General features: G+C 52.1%; 12 protein-coding genes and 1 pseudogene. 3 read left to right on the forward strand and 10 right to left on the reverse strand.

What is annotated here, in order from left to right; all coding sequences use genetic code 11:
* The first annotated feature begins 34 nt into the window (after window positions 1–34).
* Together CRO33_RS09105 and CRO33_RS09110 are read left to right on the forward strand one after the other, a co-directional pair.
* On the forward strand, window positions 35–601 hold the full coding sequence (locus CRO33_RS09105) for a hypothetical protein (RefSeq protein ID WP_255253261.1): 567 nt from the start codon (window positions 35–37) through the stop codon (window positions 599–601).
* 113 nt (window positions 602–714) lie between these two features.
* On the forward strand, window positions 715–1,953 hold the full coding sequence (locus tag CRO33_RS09110; protein ID WP_097117914.1) for an aromatic amino acid transporter: 1,239 nt from the start codon (window positions 715–717) through the stop codon (window positions 1,951–1,953).
* 1 nt (window position 1,954) lies between these two features.
* On the opposite strand, the gene fecE is transcribed toward CRO33_RS09110, so the two are convergent.
* From fecE to CRO33_RS09155, 9 genes and pseudogenes are all read right to left on the reverse strand, one after another.
* Window positions 1,955–2,728 carry a Fe(3+) dicitrate ABC transporter ATP-binding protein FecE gene (gene fecE / locus CRO33_RS09115; protein WP_097117915.1) on the reverse strand — a complete coding sequence of 258 codons (774 nt, stop codon included), beginning with the start codon at window positions 2,726–2,728 and terminating at the stop codon, window positions 1,955–1,957.
* On the reverse strand, window positions 2,729–3,685 hold the full coding sequence (gene fecD, locus CRO33_RS09120) for a Fe(3+) dicitrate ABC transporter permease subunit FecD (protein WP_097117916.1): 957 nt from the start codon (window positions 3,683–3,685) through the stop codon (window positions 2,729–2,731). It lies immediately after the preceding gene.
* Window positions 3,682–4,671 carry an iron-dicitrate ABC transporter permease FecC gene (gene fecC / locus CRO33_RS09125; RefSeq protein WP_097117917.1) on the reverse strand — a complete coding sequence of 330 codons (990 nt, stop codon included), beginning with the start codon at window positions 4,669–4,671 and terminating at the stop codon, window positions 3,682–3,684. Before fecC ends, fecD begins: the two co-directional genes overlap by 4 nt.
* The gene (locus tag CRO33_RS09130) at window positions 4,668–5,555 is read right to left on the reverse strand and encodes a Fe(3+) dicitrate ABC transporter substrate-binding protein (protein WP_176505745.1); all 888 of its coding nucleotides are present in this window, start codon (window positions 5,553–5,555) and stop codon (window positions 4,668–4,670) included. Before CRO33_RS09130 ends, fecC begins: the two co-directional genes overlap by 4 nt.
* 64 nt (window positions 5,556–5,619) lie before the next feature.
* Window positions 5,620–7,980 (reverse strand): TonB-dependent Fe(3+) dicitrate receptor FecA, encoded by a 2,361-nt coding sequence (gene fecA / locus CRO33_RS09135; protein ID WP_097117918.1) that lies wholly within the window; start codon window positions 7,978–7,980, stop codon window positions 5,620–5,622.
* 98 nt (window positions 7,981–8,078) lie between these two features.
* Window positions 8,079–9,026, reverse strand: coding sequence for a ferric citrate uptake sigma factor regulator FecR (gene fecR, locus CRO33_RS09140; RefSeq protein WP_202404563.1), 948 nt, complete (start codon window positions 9,024–9,026; stop codon window positions 8,079–8,081).
* A 3-nt stretch (window positions 9,027–9,029) separates the two neighbouring features.
* On the reverse strand, window positions 9,030–9,551 hold the full coding sequence (gene fecI / locus CRO33_RS09145; protein WP_097117920.1) for a ferric citrate uptake sigma factor FecI: 522 nt from the start codon (window positions 9,549–9,551) through the stop codon (window positions 9,030–9,032).
* 222 nt (window positions 9,552–9,773) lie between these two features.
* Window positions 9,774–10,697 (reverse strand): annotated as a pseudogene (locus CRO33_RS09150) (substrate-binding domain-containing protein).
* Window positions 10,698–11,420: 723 nt separating this feature from the next.
* Window positions 11,421–12,413, reverse strand: coding sequence for a sugar phosphate isomerase/epimerase family protein (locus tag CRO33_RS09155; protein WP_097117921.1), 993 nt, complete (start codon window positions 12,411–12,413; stop codon window positions 11,421–11,423).
* A 292-nt stretch (window positions 12,414–12,705) separates the two neighbouring features.
* On the opposite strand from CRO33_RS09155, the gene CRO33_RS09160 reads away from it, so the two are divergent.
* Window positions 12,706–14,100, forward strand: coding sequence for a M24 family metallopeptidase (locus CRO33_RS09160; RefSeq protein ID WP_097117922.1), 1,395 nt, complete (start codon window positions 12,706–12,708; stop codon window positions 14,098–14,100).
* Window positions 14,101–14,119: 19 nt separating this feature from the next.
* On the opposite strand, the gene CRO33_RS09165 is transcribed toward CRO33_RS09160, so the two are convergent.
* Window positions 14,120–15,604, reverse strand: a complete 1,485-nt coding sequence (locus tag CRO33_RS09165) for a sensor domain-containing diguanylate cyclase (RefSeq protein WP_097117923.1) — start codon at window positions 15,602–15,604, stop codon at window positions 14,120–14,122.
* Window positions 15,605–15,974: the final 370 nt, after the last annotated feature.

Genomic DNA, 15,974 nt, shown 5'->3' on the forward strand with positions numbered 1-15,974 from the left:
TTGTTAGTCTCATTATTTCAATCCCCATGTGTTTGTGTCCACCTATGGCATCAAAGACTTCTATTCGTGGTTAACGAACAAAACGGCTCTCTCATATCCACTGTTTTTCATTCTCTCTTTGTGTGCAGGGTGTTTTATCGCCTGGAGGGCAGGTGATGCCGCACAAAAATCATTGCGTGACGAACGCGTCCGTCAGGCCGCCTATCGTGAAATGGCAGCCCTGGATGCGATTGAATCCCTGCTGGTTCAGGCTATTGATGAGGACATGTTGATTTTCGTTACGCTTAAATCACGCAAGGTCTACATTGGTTATGTCGCCGCACCTCGTATAGAGCACAGTCTCACCCAGCACCTGTCTATCATCCCTTGTATCAGTGGCTACCGGGATAAGGACACGTTGTATTATCACGAACAACATCGTTATTACGAACTCTATCTGAAGAAGGGGATTACGGCGGACTCAAAGGGATTGAACCTGCAACATTTCCGGCATGTGATACCAATGAATGAAGTAGAGGCCATTTCGTTATTTGATACCAGCACTTACCAATGTTTCGATGAATTCATCAACAACAAGTCTGAACACCTCTCTAACGAATGACGCTGTCACCCTACGCTGACACTCAGCGCGTCACGACCTGCTGCCGTTGCCTCTCCCTCACGCCGCTTTCCGTGTAATATCGCCGCCTTTGATGTTTGCAGGGATTTTACAAAATGACGGATTTAACCTTGAGCCGTCGCCAACCCTCTGTTTGGTGGGGCGCGATGATTATCTGCGGCACGGTGGTGGGTGCGGGTATGTTCACCTTGCCAATTGTGATGGCCGGTGCATGGTTTGGTTGGGCGCTGCTGCTGTTATTGGTGACGTGGGGCGCGATGTTGCTATCAGGTTTGCTGTTTATGCGCACCAGCCTGCATTATCCGCAGGGTTCGGGTTATGACACCTTAACCAAAGATCTACTGGGTCGCGGTTGGGCAACGCTTAACGGTCTCAGTATTCTGTTTGTGCTGGGCATCCTGACTTATGCCTACATCTCCGCCAGCGGTCCGGTTTATCAGCACTCGCTCAATCTGGCGGGGCTGCCGCTCTCCACCGCCGGTGCGAAAATCACGCTAACGCTCTGCGTTGCCGCCGTGGTGTGGCTCGGTACCACTGGCGTGAGTCGTTTAATGACCTTCTGCGTACTGGCGAAAATCCTGCTGTTGATCCTGCTCTTTGGTGGTTTGCTGACGCAGGTCAGTTTACCTTCGTTGATCAGCGCGGCGCCAGTTGGGGAAAGCTATTGGCCTTATGCTCTCGGGGTATTGCCGTTTTGTCTGGCGTCTTTTGGTTATCACGGCAATATCACCGGGCTGGTGAGTTATTACCACCGCAATAAACGGCATATCACTCAAGCGCTGGTGCTCGGTACCCTAATGTCGCTGGCACTCTATCTGTTCTGGGTTACCAGCACCATGGGCAATTTGCCGCGCGCGGCATTTCCTGCAATCGTGCAGCAGGGTGGCGATATCGCCGCGCTAATGGCGGCGCTGAGCAATCATCTGCACGTCAGCGCACTGGCATTGATGATGTCGATCTTTTCGCATTTCGCTGTGATTGCGTCCTTTCTCGGCGTTACAGCCGGTCTGTTTGATTTCATCGCCGATCGTTTAGGCTGGGGCAATTCTCCTGCTGCACGGCTGAAAACCGCCTGCCTGACCTTTCTGCCACCATTGATGGCGTCATTACTCTGGCCACATGGCTTTGTCGCTGCGATTGGCTTCGCAGGACTGTTTGCTACGCTTTGGGCGGTGTTTATCCCGGCAATGCTGGCATGGAAAGCACAACAGCGTTTTGCCGGGATGCCGCGTTCCACGCTTCCGATTGTGCTGGTGATGATTTTCGGTGTGCTGAATATCGTCGCCTGGTTACTGAGCTGGGTGGGCTGGCTGCCCACCTTCGGTGGCGCTTGATTTAAGCATCGTGAAATAAACAGAGTGGTGCGCCGCACAATGGGTCGGCCACCACGCTGGCTTCGACCTGAAAAACCTCGCGTAAGACCTGCGGCGTCAATACTTCTGTCGGTGTGCCTTGAGTCACCAACTGCCCCTGCTTCAGTAACACCAGGTGATCGCAATAGCGGCCGGCCTGGTTAAGGTCATGCAGCACGGTAATAACGGTTTTACCCTGTGCTTTGAGTTCACCCATCAATTTCATCAGCTCAACCTGATGATTGATGTCTAACCAGGTGGTGGGTTCATCGAGTAAAACCAGCGGCGTATCTTGCGCCAGCAACATAGCAAGAAAGACCCGCTGGCGTTGGCCTCCTGATAAAGCGGTGACCCGTTGACGCGCGAGGTCACCAATATCCATCCGATCCATCGCATGCTGAACCTGCATTTTGTCGCTGGCTAACAGGCGGCCCCAGAAGGGCAGCCACGGACTGCGTCCATATCCCACCAGCTCTTCAACGCTGATGCCTTCGGGTATCAAATGCTGCTGCGGTAACAACGCCAGATGTCGTGCCAGTTGACGAGAAGTCAGAGACGTTAAAGCTTGCTGTTTAATGCGTATTTCGCCTTGCTGCGGGGTAAGTAATCGGGCAAAACTTTTCAGCAACGTCGATTTGCCACAGCCGTTGGGACCGAGCAACGCGCTAATCTGTCCTCTCGGTAGCGCAAGATTCAAATGGTGAAGGATGCGTTTGTTGCCATAACCGATACAGAGATCGTGAGTTGAGAGTTGCATTTAGCGCATCCTAATCAGTAACCAGAAAAAGCAGGGAGCACCGAGTAGTGCTGTAATCACACCTGCTGGCAGTTCCATCGGCGGGGCAATAGTGCGTGCGAATAAATCAGCGAATACCAGCAGCAATGCACCACCAATAGCCGCTAGCGGCAGTAAGTGGCGATGGCGTCCGCCAACCCAATGGCGCATCACATGGGGTACCACCAGGCTGATAAAGCCGATTGGCCCACAGATCGCCACGCCGATCGCCGCCAGCGCCACGGCGATGATTAAAGCCCAACGCTGAACGGACGCCAGGCCGAAGCCGAGGGTGGCGGCGCGTTCATCGCCGAGGGCCAGCAGATCAAGATCGCGCGTAAAACGCAGGCTGCCCAGCAGCAACAGTGGGATAGGCAATGCCAGCGTAACCATCGACCAGTCACGTCCCCACAAGCTGCCAGTCAGCCAAAGCAGCGCCATGTTGACATCCTGCGGGCGCGATAACATCAGGTAATCCGTCAAACTTGCCCAGCAAGCCGCCAGCGCGATGCCAACCACTGCCAGACGTAAAGGTGTCGAGAAATTCACCAGCATGCGTAATATCAGTAACGCCAGACATCCACCGCCGAAGGCAAACAGGGGCAGCAAGAAGCCAGGAAGCGCAGGGAAGAGCAGCAGCACTGACAACGTAGCCAGGCTCGCGGCATGGTTGACGCCGAGAATGTCCGGTGAAGCCAGGGGATTGCGAATGATGCCCTGTACCAGAACACCGGAAACGGCCAGCGCCGCCCCCACCAAAACCGCCAGCACCAGGCGCGGCAAACGATATTCGAACACGGCATAGTGGGCATCGCCAGCGGAATGCCATGATTGCCAAAACACCGTCCAGCTCATGCCTTGCACGCCGAGTTTCAAACTGAACAGCGCGGCGACTATCATCCCCGCCAACAGTAAACAGAATACTAAGCGTGCACTCATGAATGGCGTCTCCGCGCCAGCCAGACAAATCCCGGCGCGCCAATCAATCCCAGCACCACGCCAGCGGGTATTTCACCGGGCCAGGCTAACCACCGGGCGGCGATATCCGCCATTAACAAAATCAACGCGCCGAGGATCATCGACATCGGCAACATGATGCGTAAATCATGCCCAATCCACGCCCGCGCCAGATGAGGAACCAACAACCCGATAAAGCCTAACGGCCCGGCTACACTCACACAGGCGCCCACTAGTATCAGCAGTGCCACGCTGAGGAGTCGTCGAAGGCGATACAAATTCACCCCCAGCGCATGAGCAGCCTCATCACCGATGCCGAGCAGATTGAGCGCACGAGCCTGTAATAAAATTAACGGCGTCAGGAAACCGACAAACGGCAGCAGTAACCAGACTTGTTGCCATCGCGCATGGGAAATACCGCCAGCCAGCCAGTAAAGAATGCCAAAGGCGTGATCTTCTGACAGCAGCAGCGTCACACGCGTTAACGCTATGCAAAACGCAGAAAGGGCTATGCCAGCAAGGATCAGCCGCTGGCGGTCGGTGTGCTGGTTACTTCCTCGGCCTGCTGCACTGACGCACAGCCAGCTCAACCCACCCCCCGTAGCCGCGATGATCGAAAGCGGATAGCCCTGCAACACAATCGGGCTAAATGCAGACGTCAGCGCAATCGCCAGAGCCGCACCGCTGTTGATGCCAAGAATAGCCGGTGAGGCCAGCGGATTGTGGGTCAGCACCTGCAACAGCGCACCAGCCAACGCCAGACTGGCTCCCAACATGATGGCCACCAGCGTACGCGGCAGGCGAAGGTTATAAACCAGGGCTTCCGCCACACTGTGCGCGTCTCCTGGCAGCAGTGCATGCCAGGCCGCCTGCGCGGATATCGGTAGCGCGGCAAAACTTATCAGGCTGAACCAAAACGCGGTGCCCAATGCCAGCAGGCTGATTAACCAGCGTTGAAATTGTGTCATGGCGCAGTCAATAACGTGACGGCGTCACTGGCAATTTTTTCCGCGGCAAACAATCCGCGTGCGCGCGCCCAGCTGTTGCTGTCCACTGCGCGGATATGATGCTGCTGTTCAGCCTTGATCAGGCTCCACAACGGATCTTGCTGCCATTTTTTCACTATACTTTCATCGCGATAGTGCGCCACCAGTAACCAATCAGGATTAATCGCCAGCAACTGCTCCAGGCTGAGCACGGTCATCGGCGTGTGATTGACAGGCTGGGGCACCAGAATTCCTAACGCCATTAACACGCCTCCGGTATAACTGGCTGAGGAGTGCAAAGTGAACTGGTTTTCACGTGAAGTGCCAAACAGCACCGAGGTATTTGGCGGCAATTTTGCGGCGGCGTCATGCATACGATGCTGATGCAATGCCAAACGCTGCTGCATTTCAGTATGTTTCCCAACCACATCGCCAATGATCGCGGCAGATTGCAGGTTTTCCGCGTAAGTTTCATTCCTCGATTGCAGTAATAAAACCGGGGCGATGCGCTGCAGTGAGGCATAAATCGTGGCGTGGCGGCTGCTGTCAGCAATAATCAGATCAGGATGTAGGGCGCTAATGGCTTCAAGACTTGGCTGTCCCCGCAGGCCAACGGATTGCCAGGGTTGCAGCTGCTGACGGACTTCTGGCAGCAGACGCTGCGGATCATTGTCATCAGCGATGCCCACCGGGCTCACTGCCACTGCCGCGAGGGCATCCGCAAAGGATAACTCCAGTACCACAATGCGCTGAGGAACCTTCTCGATGGTGAAAGTCCCATGTTGATCCTGCACCGTGACAGCGTGCGCGTTTAAAGCCGATGCGAAGAAACATCCCATCATCAGCCAGCGAAATAATTGTTGCATAGTGACATCTCCACAAAGCAAAAAACCGGGCTAGCCCAAGGGCTGCCCGGTTATAAATGGCTTATCAGAACTTGAGTGAACCCTGCAAATAGAAGGTGCGCGGTTGTCCAGCGTACAGGCCTTTGTTGTTGTCATCATACGATCGAGTGAAATAGTCCTGATCGAACATATTTTTCACGCCAACGGCCAGATTGAGGTTGGCCATTTGTGGGCCGAAATCATAATTGGCACGCGCTCCCCACAGCATAAAGCCGGGAATGCGGCCGGTGCTGCCATCAGCACTCTCCTGAACGGTATTGGCGTTATCAGCGAACTGGCTGGACTGGAAATCACTGTTGAGGTTGAAGGTCCAGTTGCCCGGTTTGTAGTCAATGCCAAGCGTGCCTTTCTGACGCGGTGAGAACGGTACCTGATTACCATAGGTATCGCCTTTTTCACGGATTTCGGCATTCACGTAGGTGTAGCTGGCATAAACTGAGACGTTTTCCAGCGCAGGCTTCAGGGCGGAAAGGTCATAACGTACCTGCGATTCCAGGCCGGTATGACGGGTTTTCCCGCGAGCCGTCACAGAATCGTCAGTCTGATTTGAGTCGTACTGATTGTTAAAGTTAATCAGGAACAAGCCCATTTCGGCCGTCAGCGCGCCGTCATCAAAGCGCGTACCGATCTCCCAGGTGCGTGCTTTCTCAGGTTCAACGCTGCCACTCTCTACGGCTTTACCAATCTGGCTATATTGCACTGTACCGAAGGAGCCTTCGGTGTTGGCGTAGAGGTTCCAGCTGTCGGTCAGGTGATAAAGCACATTCAATGCAGGCAGTGGCGCGTTATAACTGACGTCCTGCTGAGTGCCGCGAATGGCATTGCGTTGATAGGAGCTGATGTGCTCGAAACGCATCCCTGGCGTGATGGTCCAGTTGCCAATATCAATGCGGTCATCAAGATACCAGGCGTGCGCTTCGGTACCAGAACGCGTGTCGCGATCGTAAGAGCTGGCAGTAGAGGGCAATTCACCACTCACGGTTGGGGTGTAATAGCGCATTTCATGACCGGATTCGCTGACATAGCGATAACCGACGCCGACTTCATGGGCAGAAGGGCCAAGATTGAAGCTCTGGCTGTAGCGTGGCTCAATGCCGCGCACCCAGTACTCACGCGGTGATAGGGTGATACGCGACCCTTGTTCGAGATAGCCGCTGCGCAAGGTATGGGTGTAGAAACCAAGAATGTTGAATTTATGCTGTTGATCGGGTTGGAACTGATAGCCCAGGCTGGCTAACTGACGACGCCCCCAGAAGCGGTCATAAGGACGGGTGGATTGCCAGCGATCGGCATTATAATCCGCGCGCGACAGGCCGCCCGGCATATCGGCTTCACCATCGTAGTATTGCAACAGGCTGGTGAAGGTATGGACTTCATTCGGCGCATAACGGCTTTTCAACATCACATCATCAATACGTGTGGCACTGTGTTCTCGCCAGTCACTGCCTCGGGTGCCCGAATAAAGTAGCGCGCTGCCAAAACCGTTGTCAGCCGTTCCGCCGACCAGAAGATTATGGGTTTCCTTTGGGTTATTTTGTGAGGAGGTGGGGCTGAGCTGGCCTTCAACGCCGGCTTCGATACCAAAATGCTCAGGGATGGCACGCGTCACAAAGTTGACCACGCCGCCGACACTTTGTGGCCCGTAACGTACTGCACCGCCGCCGCGCACCACGTCAATAGCATCCATATTGCACAGTGAAACCGGAGCGAGAGAGAGTTGCGGCTGTCCGTAAGGTGCGAAGGGCACTGGTATGCCATCCATCAGCACGGTTGATCGGCTGGCGAGACGAGGATTGAGGCCACGGATACCAAAGTTCATCGCCAGATCGTGGCTGCCGGTACCATTATTCTCCGGCGCATTGACGCCCGGAATACGGTTAAGCACTTCGCGCATGCTGGCGGCACCGTTTTTGGCGAAATCCTCGCGACGGATCACATCGCGTGCACCGGCATGTTCGAATACGTCAGATTCACGCGCATCACCTAACCAGTCGCCTACTACGGTCAGACTGGGTTCACCCACGGTGTGACCGAGCGGTTTGACAGTCCATACATTTGCGCCGAGGCCATTAGCCTGAAGATCGCTGCCTTGCAGCAAATGGGTGAACGCATCATTAATCGTATAGTCGCCCTGTAAGCCGGGACTCTTTTTTCCGCGAGTTAGCTCGGCATCCAGTGACAGCGTAATACCCGCTGAGGCCGCAAACTGATTCAACGCGGCATCAAGAGGACCCGCAGGAATGGCATAATGCGCGGTGGCTGGCGCTGCAGCCTGAGCGATGCCTGGTGTGAAACAAGCCAAAGGTAACAAACTCAGGCGAATAGCCATTACCAGCGGGCTGGCTTTGGACAATGCGCGCAGTGAAGAGGCACGTGAAACCGTCATAACGTCTCCAAAAATTATCATTGTTTTGCTGTATTCAGAGAGAAGTCGTATGAGCGGCAGAAAAGGGACAATCCCCGGAGACATTTTTTATAAAAAAATTATCGGGCCTTCACCGTGACCCAATAGCGCGTAACGCGTTGCAGGGAAATGGGCAGCGTTTGTTGCAAAGCATTGAGCGCAACATCGCTTTGCAACAGAGGATAGGTTCCACTGACGCGCAACTGAGCGACTTGAGGATCACAGCGCAAAATGCCCTGGCGATAACGTGCCAGTTGCGCGATGACTTCGCCGAGCGGACGATCGCTGACACTCAACAGGCCACGTGTCCATTGCAGTTTTTCGTCAACCTTTTGCACTGCATCGAAGGCGTTAGCGCTGAAACTCAGCATCTCACCTTGCTGCACGATCATGATCTGATCCGGTTGCTGTGCCAATCGCACTGCCACGGCATGTTGGTTCACCCTCAGCAGGGTGAGATTATCTTGCTGCTCCACGCTAAATTCGGTACCCAGCGCAGTGAGTTGTCCTTGTGGGGTATAAACACGAAGCGGGCGCTTCAGCGCATCCTTGCCACTGGTGAGCGCCAGAGTGCCAAACAGCAAATCAATATGCCGCTCGTTATCGTCATAACGCACATTAGCGGCGGAAGCGGTGTCCAGCGTGAGCAAGCTGCCATCTTTTAATGGGAACTGGCGAATTTCGCCTTTCGCCGTGTGATAGTCAGCGCGGATGCCAGTGGAAAGGTCACTTTGCCAAAGTTGCCAGCTCGCGCCAGCTCCCACAGCGAGCAGTAAGCCCTTCAGAACGTGGCGTCGGGTCAGTTGAGAATCATGCAGCGTTTTGCTGGCAATATTGCCTGGCATGGTCTGCATTTGCTGGCGCAGATTTTCCACCTGCTGCCATGCCCACTGATTTTCATGATTAGCATCGACCCACTGCTGCCACTTTTCTTCCTGCTGCGGACTGACACGTTCGCCGCTTAACACGGCATACCAGTGTGAGGCGTTACGCAGAGCCTGACGTTGTTCAGTCGTGAGGGATGACATGATTTAGATACCGTGCTCAAGGCGAAACAGCAGACAGTGCTCGGTGGCTTTTGCCATATACTTTTTCACTGAACTAACAGACACCGAAAGCTGCTGTGCGATTTCGGCGTAGGTGAGGTTATCCAACTGTGACAGCAGAAATGCCTGACGTGCTTTGTTACCCAGTCCATCCAGCATCTGATCCACGAGTTGCAGCGTTTCCAGCTGACTCTGTTGTAACTCGGGTGAGGGCGTTACCGCTTCCGGCAGTTGGCTGAGAATCTCCAGATAAGCTTTTTCCAGCGCATGACGTCTAAAACGATCGACCATCACGCGTTTGGCAATGGTACACAGGAAAGATTTGGCATCGCGCACTTCGGAGAGATTGTTGCCGCTCATCAGGCGCATGAAAGTATCTTGCGTGACGTCATCCGCATCAAAAGCGGATCGCAGCTTTGCAGTGAGCCATTGCGTCAGCCAGCCGCAGTTATCGGCATAGAATGTCGCAAGCGAAGGCGCAGCAGAGGAAGTGGCAGCGGGCAACATGATGTCAAAGTGTGTCAAATGTAAAGTTGAGCTGATACTAACTGCGAATAGTTATCATTACAATCGATGGGCTGCTTTTTTTGCTTGCGAAACTAACTCAGTAAGTGGATGAAATTCCGTGCAGGGTATGAATGAACAGCGTTGGCACATGGAGCTTTCACGCCAAAAAAAGGGGGGCCATCATCATCCGTGTAACTGGCGGCCCTGTCGACCGCCATCATCTCACTTTTGATTCTTGTCACTGAGGGCCTGGTAATTTTCCTTCGTGACGGTCTGATAGGGCACCCAGTTATAGGCTTCGGTTTTTTTGCCGGTCAGCATATCGCTTGCCACATTAACTGCGCCAATGGCCTGCCCTTTCGCATCCTGGAAAATGGTCACCGCCATTTTGCCATTCTTGATGAATTGCAAATCATCCGGTGTGCCATTAATGCCAGCCACTAACACATCGCTCTTCTTCAACTGATCCAGTGCCATAATCGCACCAATTGCCATCTCATCATTGTTAGCAACAATGGCGTTGATCGAGTTCCCATCCTGTAGCCAGGAGAGGGTTTTATCGACGGCTTCATTGCGTTGCCAGTTAGCGGTCTGCTTTTGAATGACTTTAAGACCTGGATGAGCGCTGACATAATCTTCAACGGCTTTAGTGCGTTGGCGCGCTTCCTCGGTAGAGAGTGAACCCATCAGGATGGCGATGTTCCCCTGGTTGTTCATGCGTTTTGCCAGCGCTTCAATCTCCATTTTTCCACTCAAAGCAGAGTCGGAGCCAACGTAAGCCATCTTACCGCTCAGGGGCACTTCAGGTTTACGGTTGACGAAAATCAGAGGGATATTGGCTTTCTTTGCTGCAGCAATCACAGGCATAACACCTTGCGTGTCTACCGGGTTCACGATAATCGCGTCGGCACCCTGATTAATAAAATCATCAACCTGCTAGATTTGCAGTGAAACATCGCCTTTGGCATCGGCAAACTGGCTATTCAATCCTTTCTCTTTCAACTGCGTTTCCATTTGACTGCGGAGGATTGAAACAAAGTTAAGATCCAGATTCGCCAGAGCAACGCCCACCATATACGTTTTGGCTTGCACGACAAACACACTGAGTAAACCACAGGCGATTATTATTGCTTTAATTAAATTCATGTTTGTATCTCTGTAAGGTGGATAGGGAATTTGTGCACCCGGGTGCAATAAATTGCGTATCAACACACAGTGCGGTGTATATTTTTCGCTGTGACCCTGAGCGCTTAACATTACTTTCAGATGAGGCTAGAAATTAGTCAACGCGCTAAAAATTGATTCCTTCATCTGGATCACAAAATTTGGGCGAAGCATCCTAACAAGAGAATAGAAATGCTACCGGGTGCAAATTTTTTCTGGCAATGCTCCGCTTGTTTATTACGGGCTTAAGTTACAACATCCAATAAGGTCTCTGAAAGATGCGCATCAGTAAGCCACTGCGTCGATTGAAGCTAAACAGCAGTTTATCGCGCGCATCTAAAGAACTGTCATCGGAGGGCAGTTAAAGATTACAAAGGTATTGATAAACTTCAGCATCGCGTTTATCTGGCGTGAATCGAGAGCACTGCCGGCATTGGTGAGAGATAACCCGATATTGCTTCAACAACCCAAGTTCGTTCAGGATGCACAGCCAACCCCTTGAGCCATAACACTTCTGCTCATAGATTTTTTCGCGAATGCTTTTCACGTCCACACGTAGTAGGGAGGCTTCAAGATTGCTGTAATTCGGATGCAGCTTGTTTTACCCAACCTTTATAACAAGCAATTACGTACGAGAATTTAGGTGGTGACGTGCGTGGGGCGTATTGAGGTTGCCCGGCCAAAAAAGTGCCGGGCACAACAGGGCTAGTCTTCAATACTGCTTAACAGCGCATTTTGAATGATTTTCTGGGCTTTGAGTGGATTTTGTTCACTTTGCGCCGCTTGCAACGCGGCAATATCCAGCTTATCCAGTGCACGGTAAATATGCTTCAGGAATCGAATCGACAGATTGGCAGCTTCAACATGGTCTTCACGGAAGGGGAATTGGTCTAGCTGCCATACGCCATCCCAATTATTGATTTTGAGCACATAGAAGAACTCAAAAATTTCTGTCATGTGCACTGTGCCGACAACGAGATCGTCATCCCAGCCACGTAGGTTGTCATTCACGTCCATACCGAACAGCCTGCCGCGGTCAATTATCAACTGGGCTGAGTCCGCTGGTGATTCACCGGCAAATAGCGCGTGGCCAAAGTCCAGCAACACGCCGACGTTATCGAGGCCGATATCTTCGATCCCCAACAAGGTGCGCGCAGCGGAATCCCAGGTCATTTTAACGCGTGGTTCACGCGGTTTGTACTCGATGGCAAATTTGACATCAGGATTGGCACTCGCCAGTTCGCGCATGCCATCAACCGCCAGTTTCCAAAGATTTTTATGATCAACCTGGAAGGGGTAATCCCATCCATCTTGTCCCGGCCAGATTTTCACATAATTAGCACCCAATTCTCGCACGACTGTGGCCGCTTCATGCATCAGGTCGAAGGCCTGTTTGCGCAGTGCGGGATCAGGATTAGTAAAGGCACCGCGAGAAAAGCGGCGCAGATAGATTTCAGGCGTCACGCCAATCGCTTTCAGCCCAGCCTGGTCTAAGGCTTCTTTAACCTGGGCAACGGTAACACCTTCAGTAAAGGGATAGGGCACATCAACATACGATAAGTCTTCAACACTGCCAGCCAGTTTGATCTGGTCTAGCGTGCTGAGCGCCGGACCGTATCCGTCGACGGCATAACGATCTATGTAGTTAGCAAAATGCCACAAACCGGCACCAAATTTCGGGTAGGTGTAACCACTCATAAGACATTCTCCTTAGGGATTAGGGTAATCCGAGGCGATACAATAATGCATGAATATATATTCACTAACGGTTATATATTCCATTCTGCGCCTTGAGCTTCTTGCTTAACCAGCATTGAGTGAAGAAATTGAGGGTGGCCTCACACAAAATTTGTGTGTCTGAGGTGAGAAAGGAATCGGGAAAGACATTATCCGTGCACAATTAAAATCAACAGGTGCTACCTTGCTTAATCCTGCGGCAATCAGTTTCCGCCACTCCAGCCTTCAACACGTTAACCTGAGGTCATTCATCATGATGTCTCCCCCAATTCAGCTTGGCCCGACTAAAGCACCGATAAAATTTACCCAGGTTGAACCCGTTTTCCTCTCCGACAAGATTATGCTGGAGCGAAAAAATATGGTTATGCAAAGGATGGTCGAGGGCGGTTTTGATGCGCTGGTCATTTATGCAGACAAAGAACACGGCGGGAATTTTGAATACTTAACAGGGTTCATCCCGCGTTTTGAAGAGGGGCTGTTGATCGTTGATGCCAGTGGAGAATGTACCGCTATTCTCGGGAATGAGAATCTCAAACTGGCTCGCTTTTCACGCGTACCTGTCACGTTGCTTCACTGCCCGTTGTTTTCGCTGCCTAACCAGCCAATGGATCATGAAACACCGCTTGAAAACCTTCTGGCATCTGCCGGCTTGAGTAACAAAAGTAAAGTAGGCCTGGTGGGATGGAAAATGTTCACCCCAGCCGCAGGCAATGGTTCTGCCTATTTCGATGTACCTTATTTTATTTTTGATGCGTTGCAACGCACGCTGAAAAAAGAGGCTGAACTGTTAAATGCAGCGCACTTATTTATTAGCGGCGCTGGCGGTGCAAGAGTGACCAACAACGCCAATGAAATCGCGCATTATGAGTATGGGGCCAATCTGGCATCTAACTGTATTCTTAATGCGATGGACGCGGTGGAAGTAGGAGTGCGGGAAATTGATTTGGGCGCGCTTCTGACGGCGGAAGGCCAATACAATACGGTGGTCTCCATCGCTGCCACCGGCGTCCGCTTCGATCATGCTAACCTTTATCCAACATACAAAAGGGTGCAGCACGGCGATCCTTTGTCGCTGACCACAGGATTTAAAGGTGGCTTGTCCAGCAGAGCTGCTTTCGTTATCGCCAGTCCTGCTGAACTGCCTGACGCTCAGAAAGATTGGTTAGACAGAATCGCTAAACCCTACTTCTCTGCACAGGTAGCCTGGCTGGAAAATATCCGCGTGGGTATGTCTGGCGGTGAGCTTTATGACGTGATCGAAGATGTACTGCCCAAAACCCGATATGGCTGGCATCTCAATCCCGGCCATCTGGTTGCTGATGAAGAGTGGATGTCATCGCCGGTTTACCCAAATTCCGGCGAACTGTTGAGAAGTGGCATGATATTGCAGCTCGATATCATTCCATCGGTACCGGGCTATAACGGTGTCAGCGCAGAAGAGTGTGTTGCGTTGGCCGATTCATCACTTCAGGCTAAGATCGCTGAAGCGTATCCGAAACTTTGGCAGCGAATTACATGTCGACGTGATTACCTGCGCGATGAAATCGGCATTAAACTCAATGCCGATGTATTGCCGCTATCCAATGCTGTTGGCTATTTAAGGCCGTTTTTGCTCGCTAAACACCTGTCTCTCAGCGTGAAGAAATAGAGCGCACTGATAGCGAACATCAGGGCTTAATTTGATTACGCCCGCTGCGTTTTGCCAGATAAAGGGCTTTGTCGGCGTCCTGTTTCAGCTGGTCTGCTTCGCCGGTTTTACCAGTTGACGTCAGCGTGCTGTAGCCAGCGCTGATGGTCACTACGCCAGCTGGAACATCTGAGCTTTCATGTGCAATGCCGGTTTCTGCAACAAATCTGACCGCGCGCTCCGCCACTTTTTTGGCATCAAAGGCTGAGGTGCTGGGCAGAATGATCGCAAACTCTTCACCGCCATAACGTGCCACGATATCGCCTTGATAATGCACGCTATCCTTTAACGCCAGGCCGACATCCTGCAAACACTCATCACCCGCAACATGCCCGTAGGTGTCGTTATAGCGTTTGAAATAATCGATATCGATCATCACCAGCGAGAGCGGCTCAGCGTGCTTTTCTGAACGAAGCAGGGCTTGCTCCAGCAGAGCATCGAACTGACGGCGATTCGCCAGCCCGGTCAAACCATCGACCAACGCCAGGGATTGCAGCGTATGGTTGATGGTGGTCAGTTCATCACGAACATGGGTCAGTTCAATTTGATTACGCACATTGGTACCCACCTGACGCAATACAAAAACGCCCATGCCGGTAATGGTTAAGAGCAGCACAATGTTGAGCAAAACATTCGTCAGGTTGGCCGTCATCCACTCCATGCGAAGCCGGTCACGGTCATAGCCAGCCGTCACTATCAGTGGATAACGCTCTAGTCGAGCATAGCCGAACACACGTTCAACACCGTCGAGCGTTGAACGCCAGGTTGCACTGCCACTTGAAGCGGATTTCAGCTCGGTTTGAAACAGCGGGCTGGCGGATAGGGTTCGGCCAATATAAGTATCAGGGAAAGGGCGGATGTAGAGGGCCGTGGCATCCGCCAGGATCAATCCCAACGCATCTTTATCGCCAAGCGTGTAGTAGCTGTAGTACTGCCGGAAATAATCCACTTTGACCGTCGCAAGGGCGACACCAGCAAAATTCCCCGCATTATCATTTAGGCGTACCGAAACAGGAATCACCAGATCACCGGTGGAGCGACTGCGGATGACATGGCTGATATGGATATCCAGACTGGGATGCGTCCGATGCCAGACAAAGTAATCACGATCGGCGTTACTGGCATTGGTTGGCGTGAAGTTGCCAGATGAAGCCACCCAATGTCCCTCGGTATCGTAAACAAACAATCCGTGCAGCTGAGGGAGCTTGCTCTGCTGGTCTTTGATTTGATGCAGGAACTGCGGTGTTGCAGCAAAGCTGTTGCCGTTTTGACGTAACTGGCGCACAGCATCCGCGAGGGTAATATCAACCTGTAAAAAGGCATCTTCAGCTTGTTTGGCTAATGAGAGCGAGAGATTGCGTGCATCCTCTTCTTTTTCTGCCAGGTGTTGCTGCCAGGAGTGCCAAAGAGACCAGGCATTAATAGCCACAACCAGTAAACTGATGGAAAGCAGAAATACGGCCATACTTCTTCCAAGAGAAGTCTTTAGCAGACGAGGGGTGCTATCTGAGAGGACACTTTTACGCATTGATACTCTTTGTGCATGCTGAAAAGGTGGGCAGAGTGGATAGGGATATTACAGGATTCATGTAACTGTCATAAGCTGAGTAAAGAAAATTTTATGCATTTGTGGAATAAATCTGATGAGCGAGAATTGGCGCCGTAGAAGTGAGCACCAGAAAGCCCAGCATGATGTGTGGTGTGCTTCAAAATATCAAATTTAACATAATCATGATTATGCGCACTTTGATTATGGAGGCAAAGCTAACCTGGCCGTTCTGAGCTAAGCTTACCTGGCCGCTTCGGGCTACCTGCTGAGGATCCTGACATGGCGG

Origin of the sequence: Pantoea sp. GL120224-02 (genome assembly GCF_900215395.1) — a bacterium.
In the GTDB taxonomy this organism is placed as follows: Bacteria; Pseudomonadota; Gammaproteobacteria; order Enterobacterales; family Enterobacteriaceae; genus Pantoea; species Pantoea communis.

What these genes read in the sequence shown, in the direction of transcription:
- CRO33_RS09110 (WP_097117914.1), top strand. Translation starts at nt 715, where the DNA reads ATGACGGATTTAACCTTGAGCCGTCGCCAACCCTCTGTTTGGTGGGGC.
- fecE (WP_097117915.1), bottom strand. Translation starts at nt 2,728, where the DNA reads ATGCAACTCTCAACTCACGATCTCTGTATCGGTTATGGCAACAAACGC.
- fecD (WP_097117916.1), bottom strand. Translation starts at nt 3,685, where the DNA reads ATGAGTGCACGCTTAGTATTCTGTTTACTGTTGGCGGGGATGATAGTC.
- fecC (WP_097117917.1), bottom strand. Translation starts at nt 4,671, where the DNA reads ATGACACAATTTCAACGCTGGTTAATCAGCCTGCTGGCATTGGGCACC.
- CRO33_RS09130 (WP_176505745.1), bottom strand. Translation starts at nt 5,555, where the DNA reads ATGCAACAATTATTTCGCTGGCTGATGATGGGATGTTTCTTCGCATCG.
- fecA (WP_097117918.1), bottom strand. Translation starts at nt 7,980, where the DNA reads ATGACGGTTTCACGTGCCTCTTCACTGCGCGCATTGTCCAAAGCCAGC.
- fecR (WP_202404563.1), bottom strand. Translation starts at nt 9,026, where the DNA reads ATGTCATCCCTCACGACTGAACAACGTCAGGCTCTGCGTAACGCCTCA.
- fecI (WP_097117920.1), bottom strand. Translation starts at nt 9,551, where the DNA reads ATGTTGCCCGCTGCCACTTCCTCTGCTGCGCCTTCGCTTGCGACATTC.
- CRO33_RS09155 (WP_097117921.1), bottom strand. Translation starts at nt 12,413, where the DNA reads ATGAGTGGTTACACCTACCCGAAATTTGGTGCCGGTTTGTGGCATTTT.
- CRO33_RS09160 (WP_097117922.1), top strand. Translation starts at nt 12,706, where the DNA reads ATGATGTCTCCCCCAATTCAGCTTGGCCCGACTAAAGCACCGATAAAA.
- CRO33_RS09165 (WP_097117923.1), bottom strand. Translation starts at nt 15,604, where the DNA reads ATGGCCGTATTTCTGCTTTCCATCAGTTTACTGGTTGTGGCTATTAAT.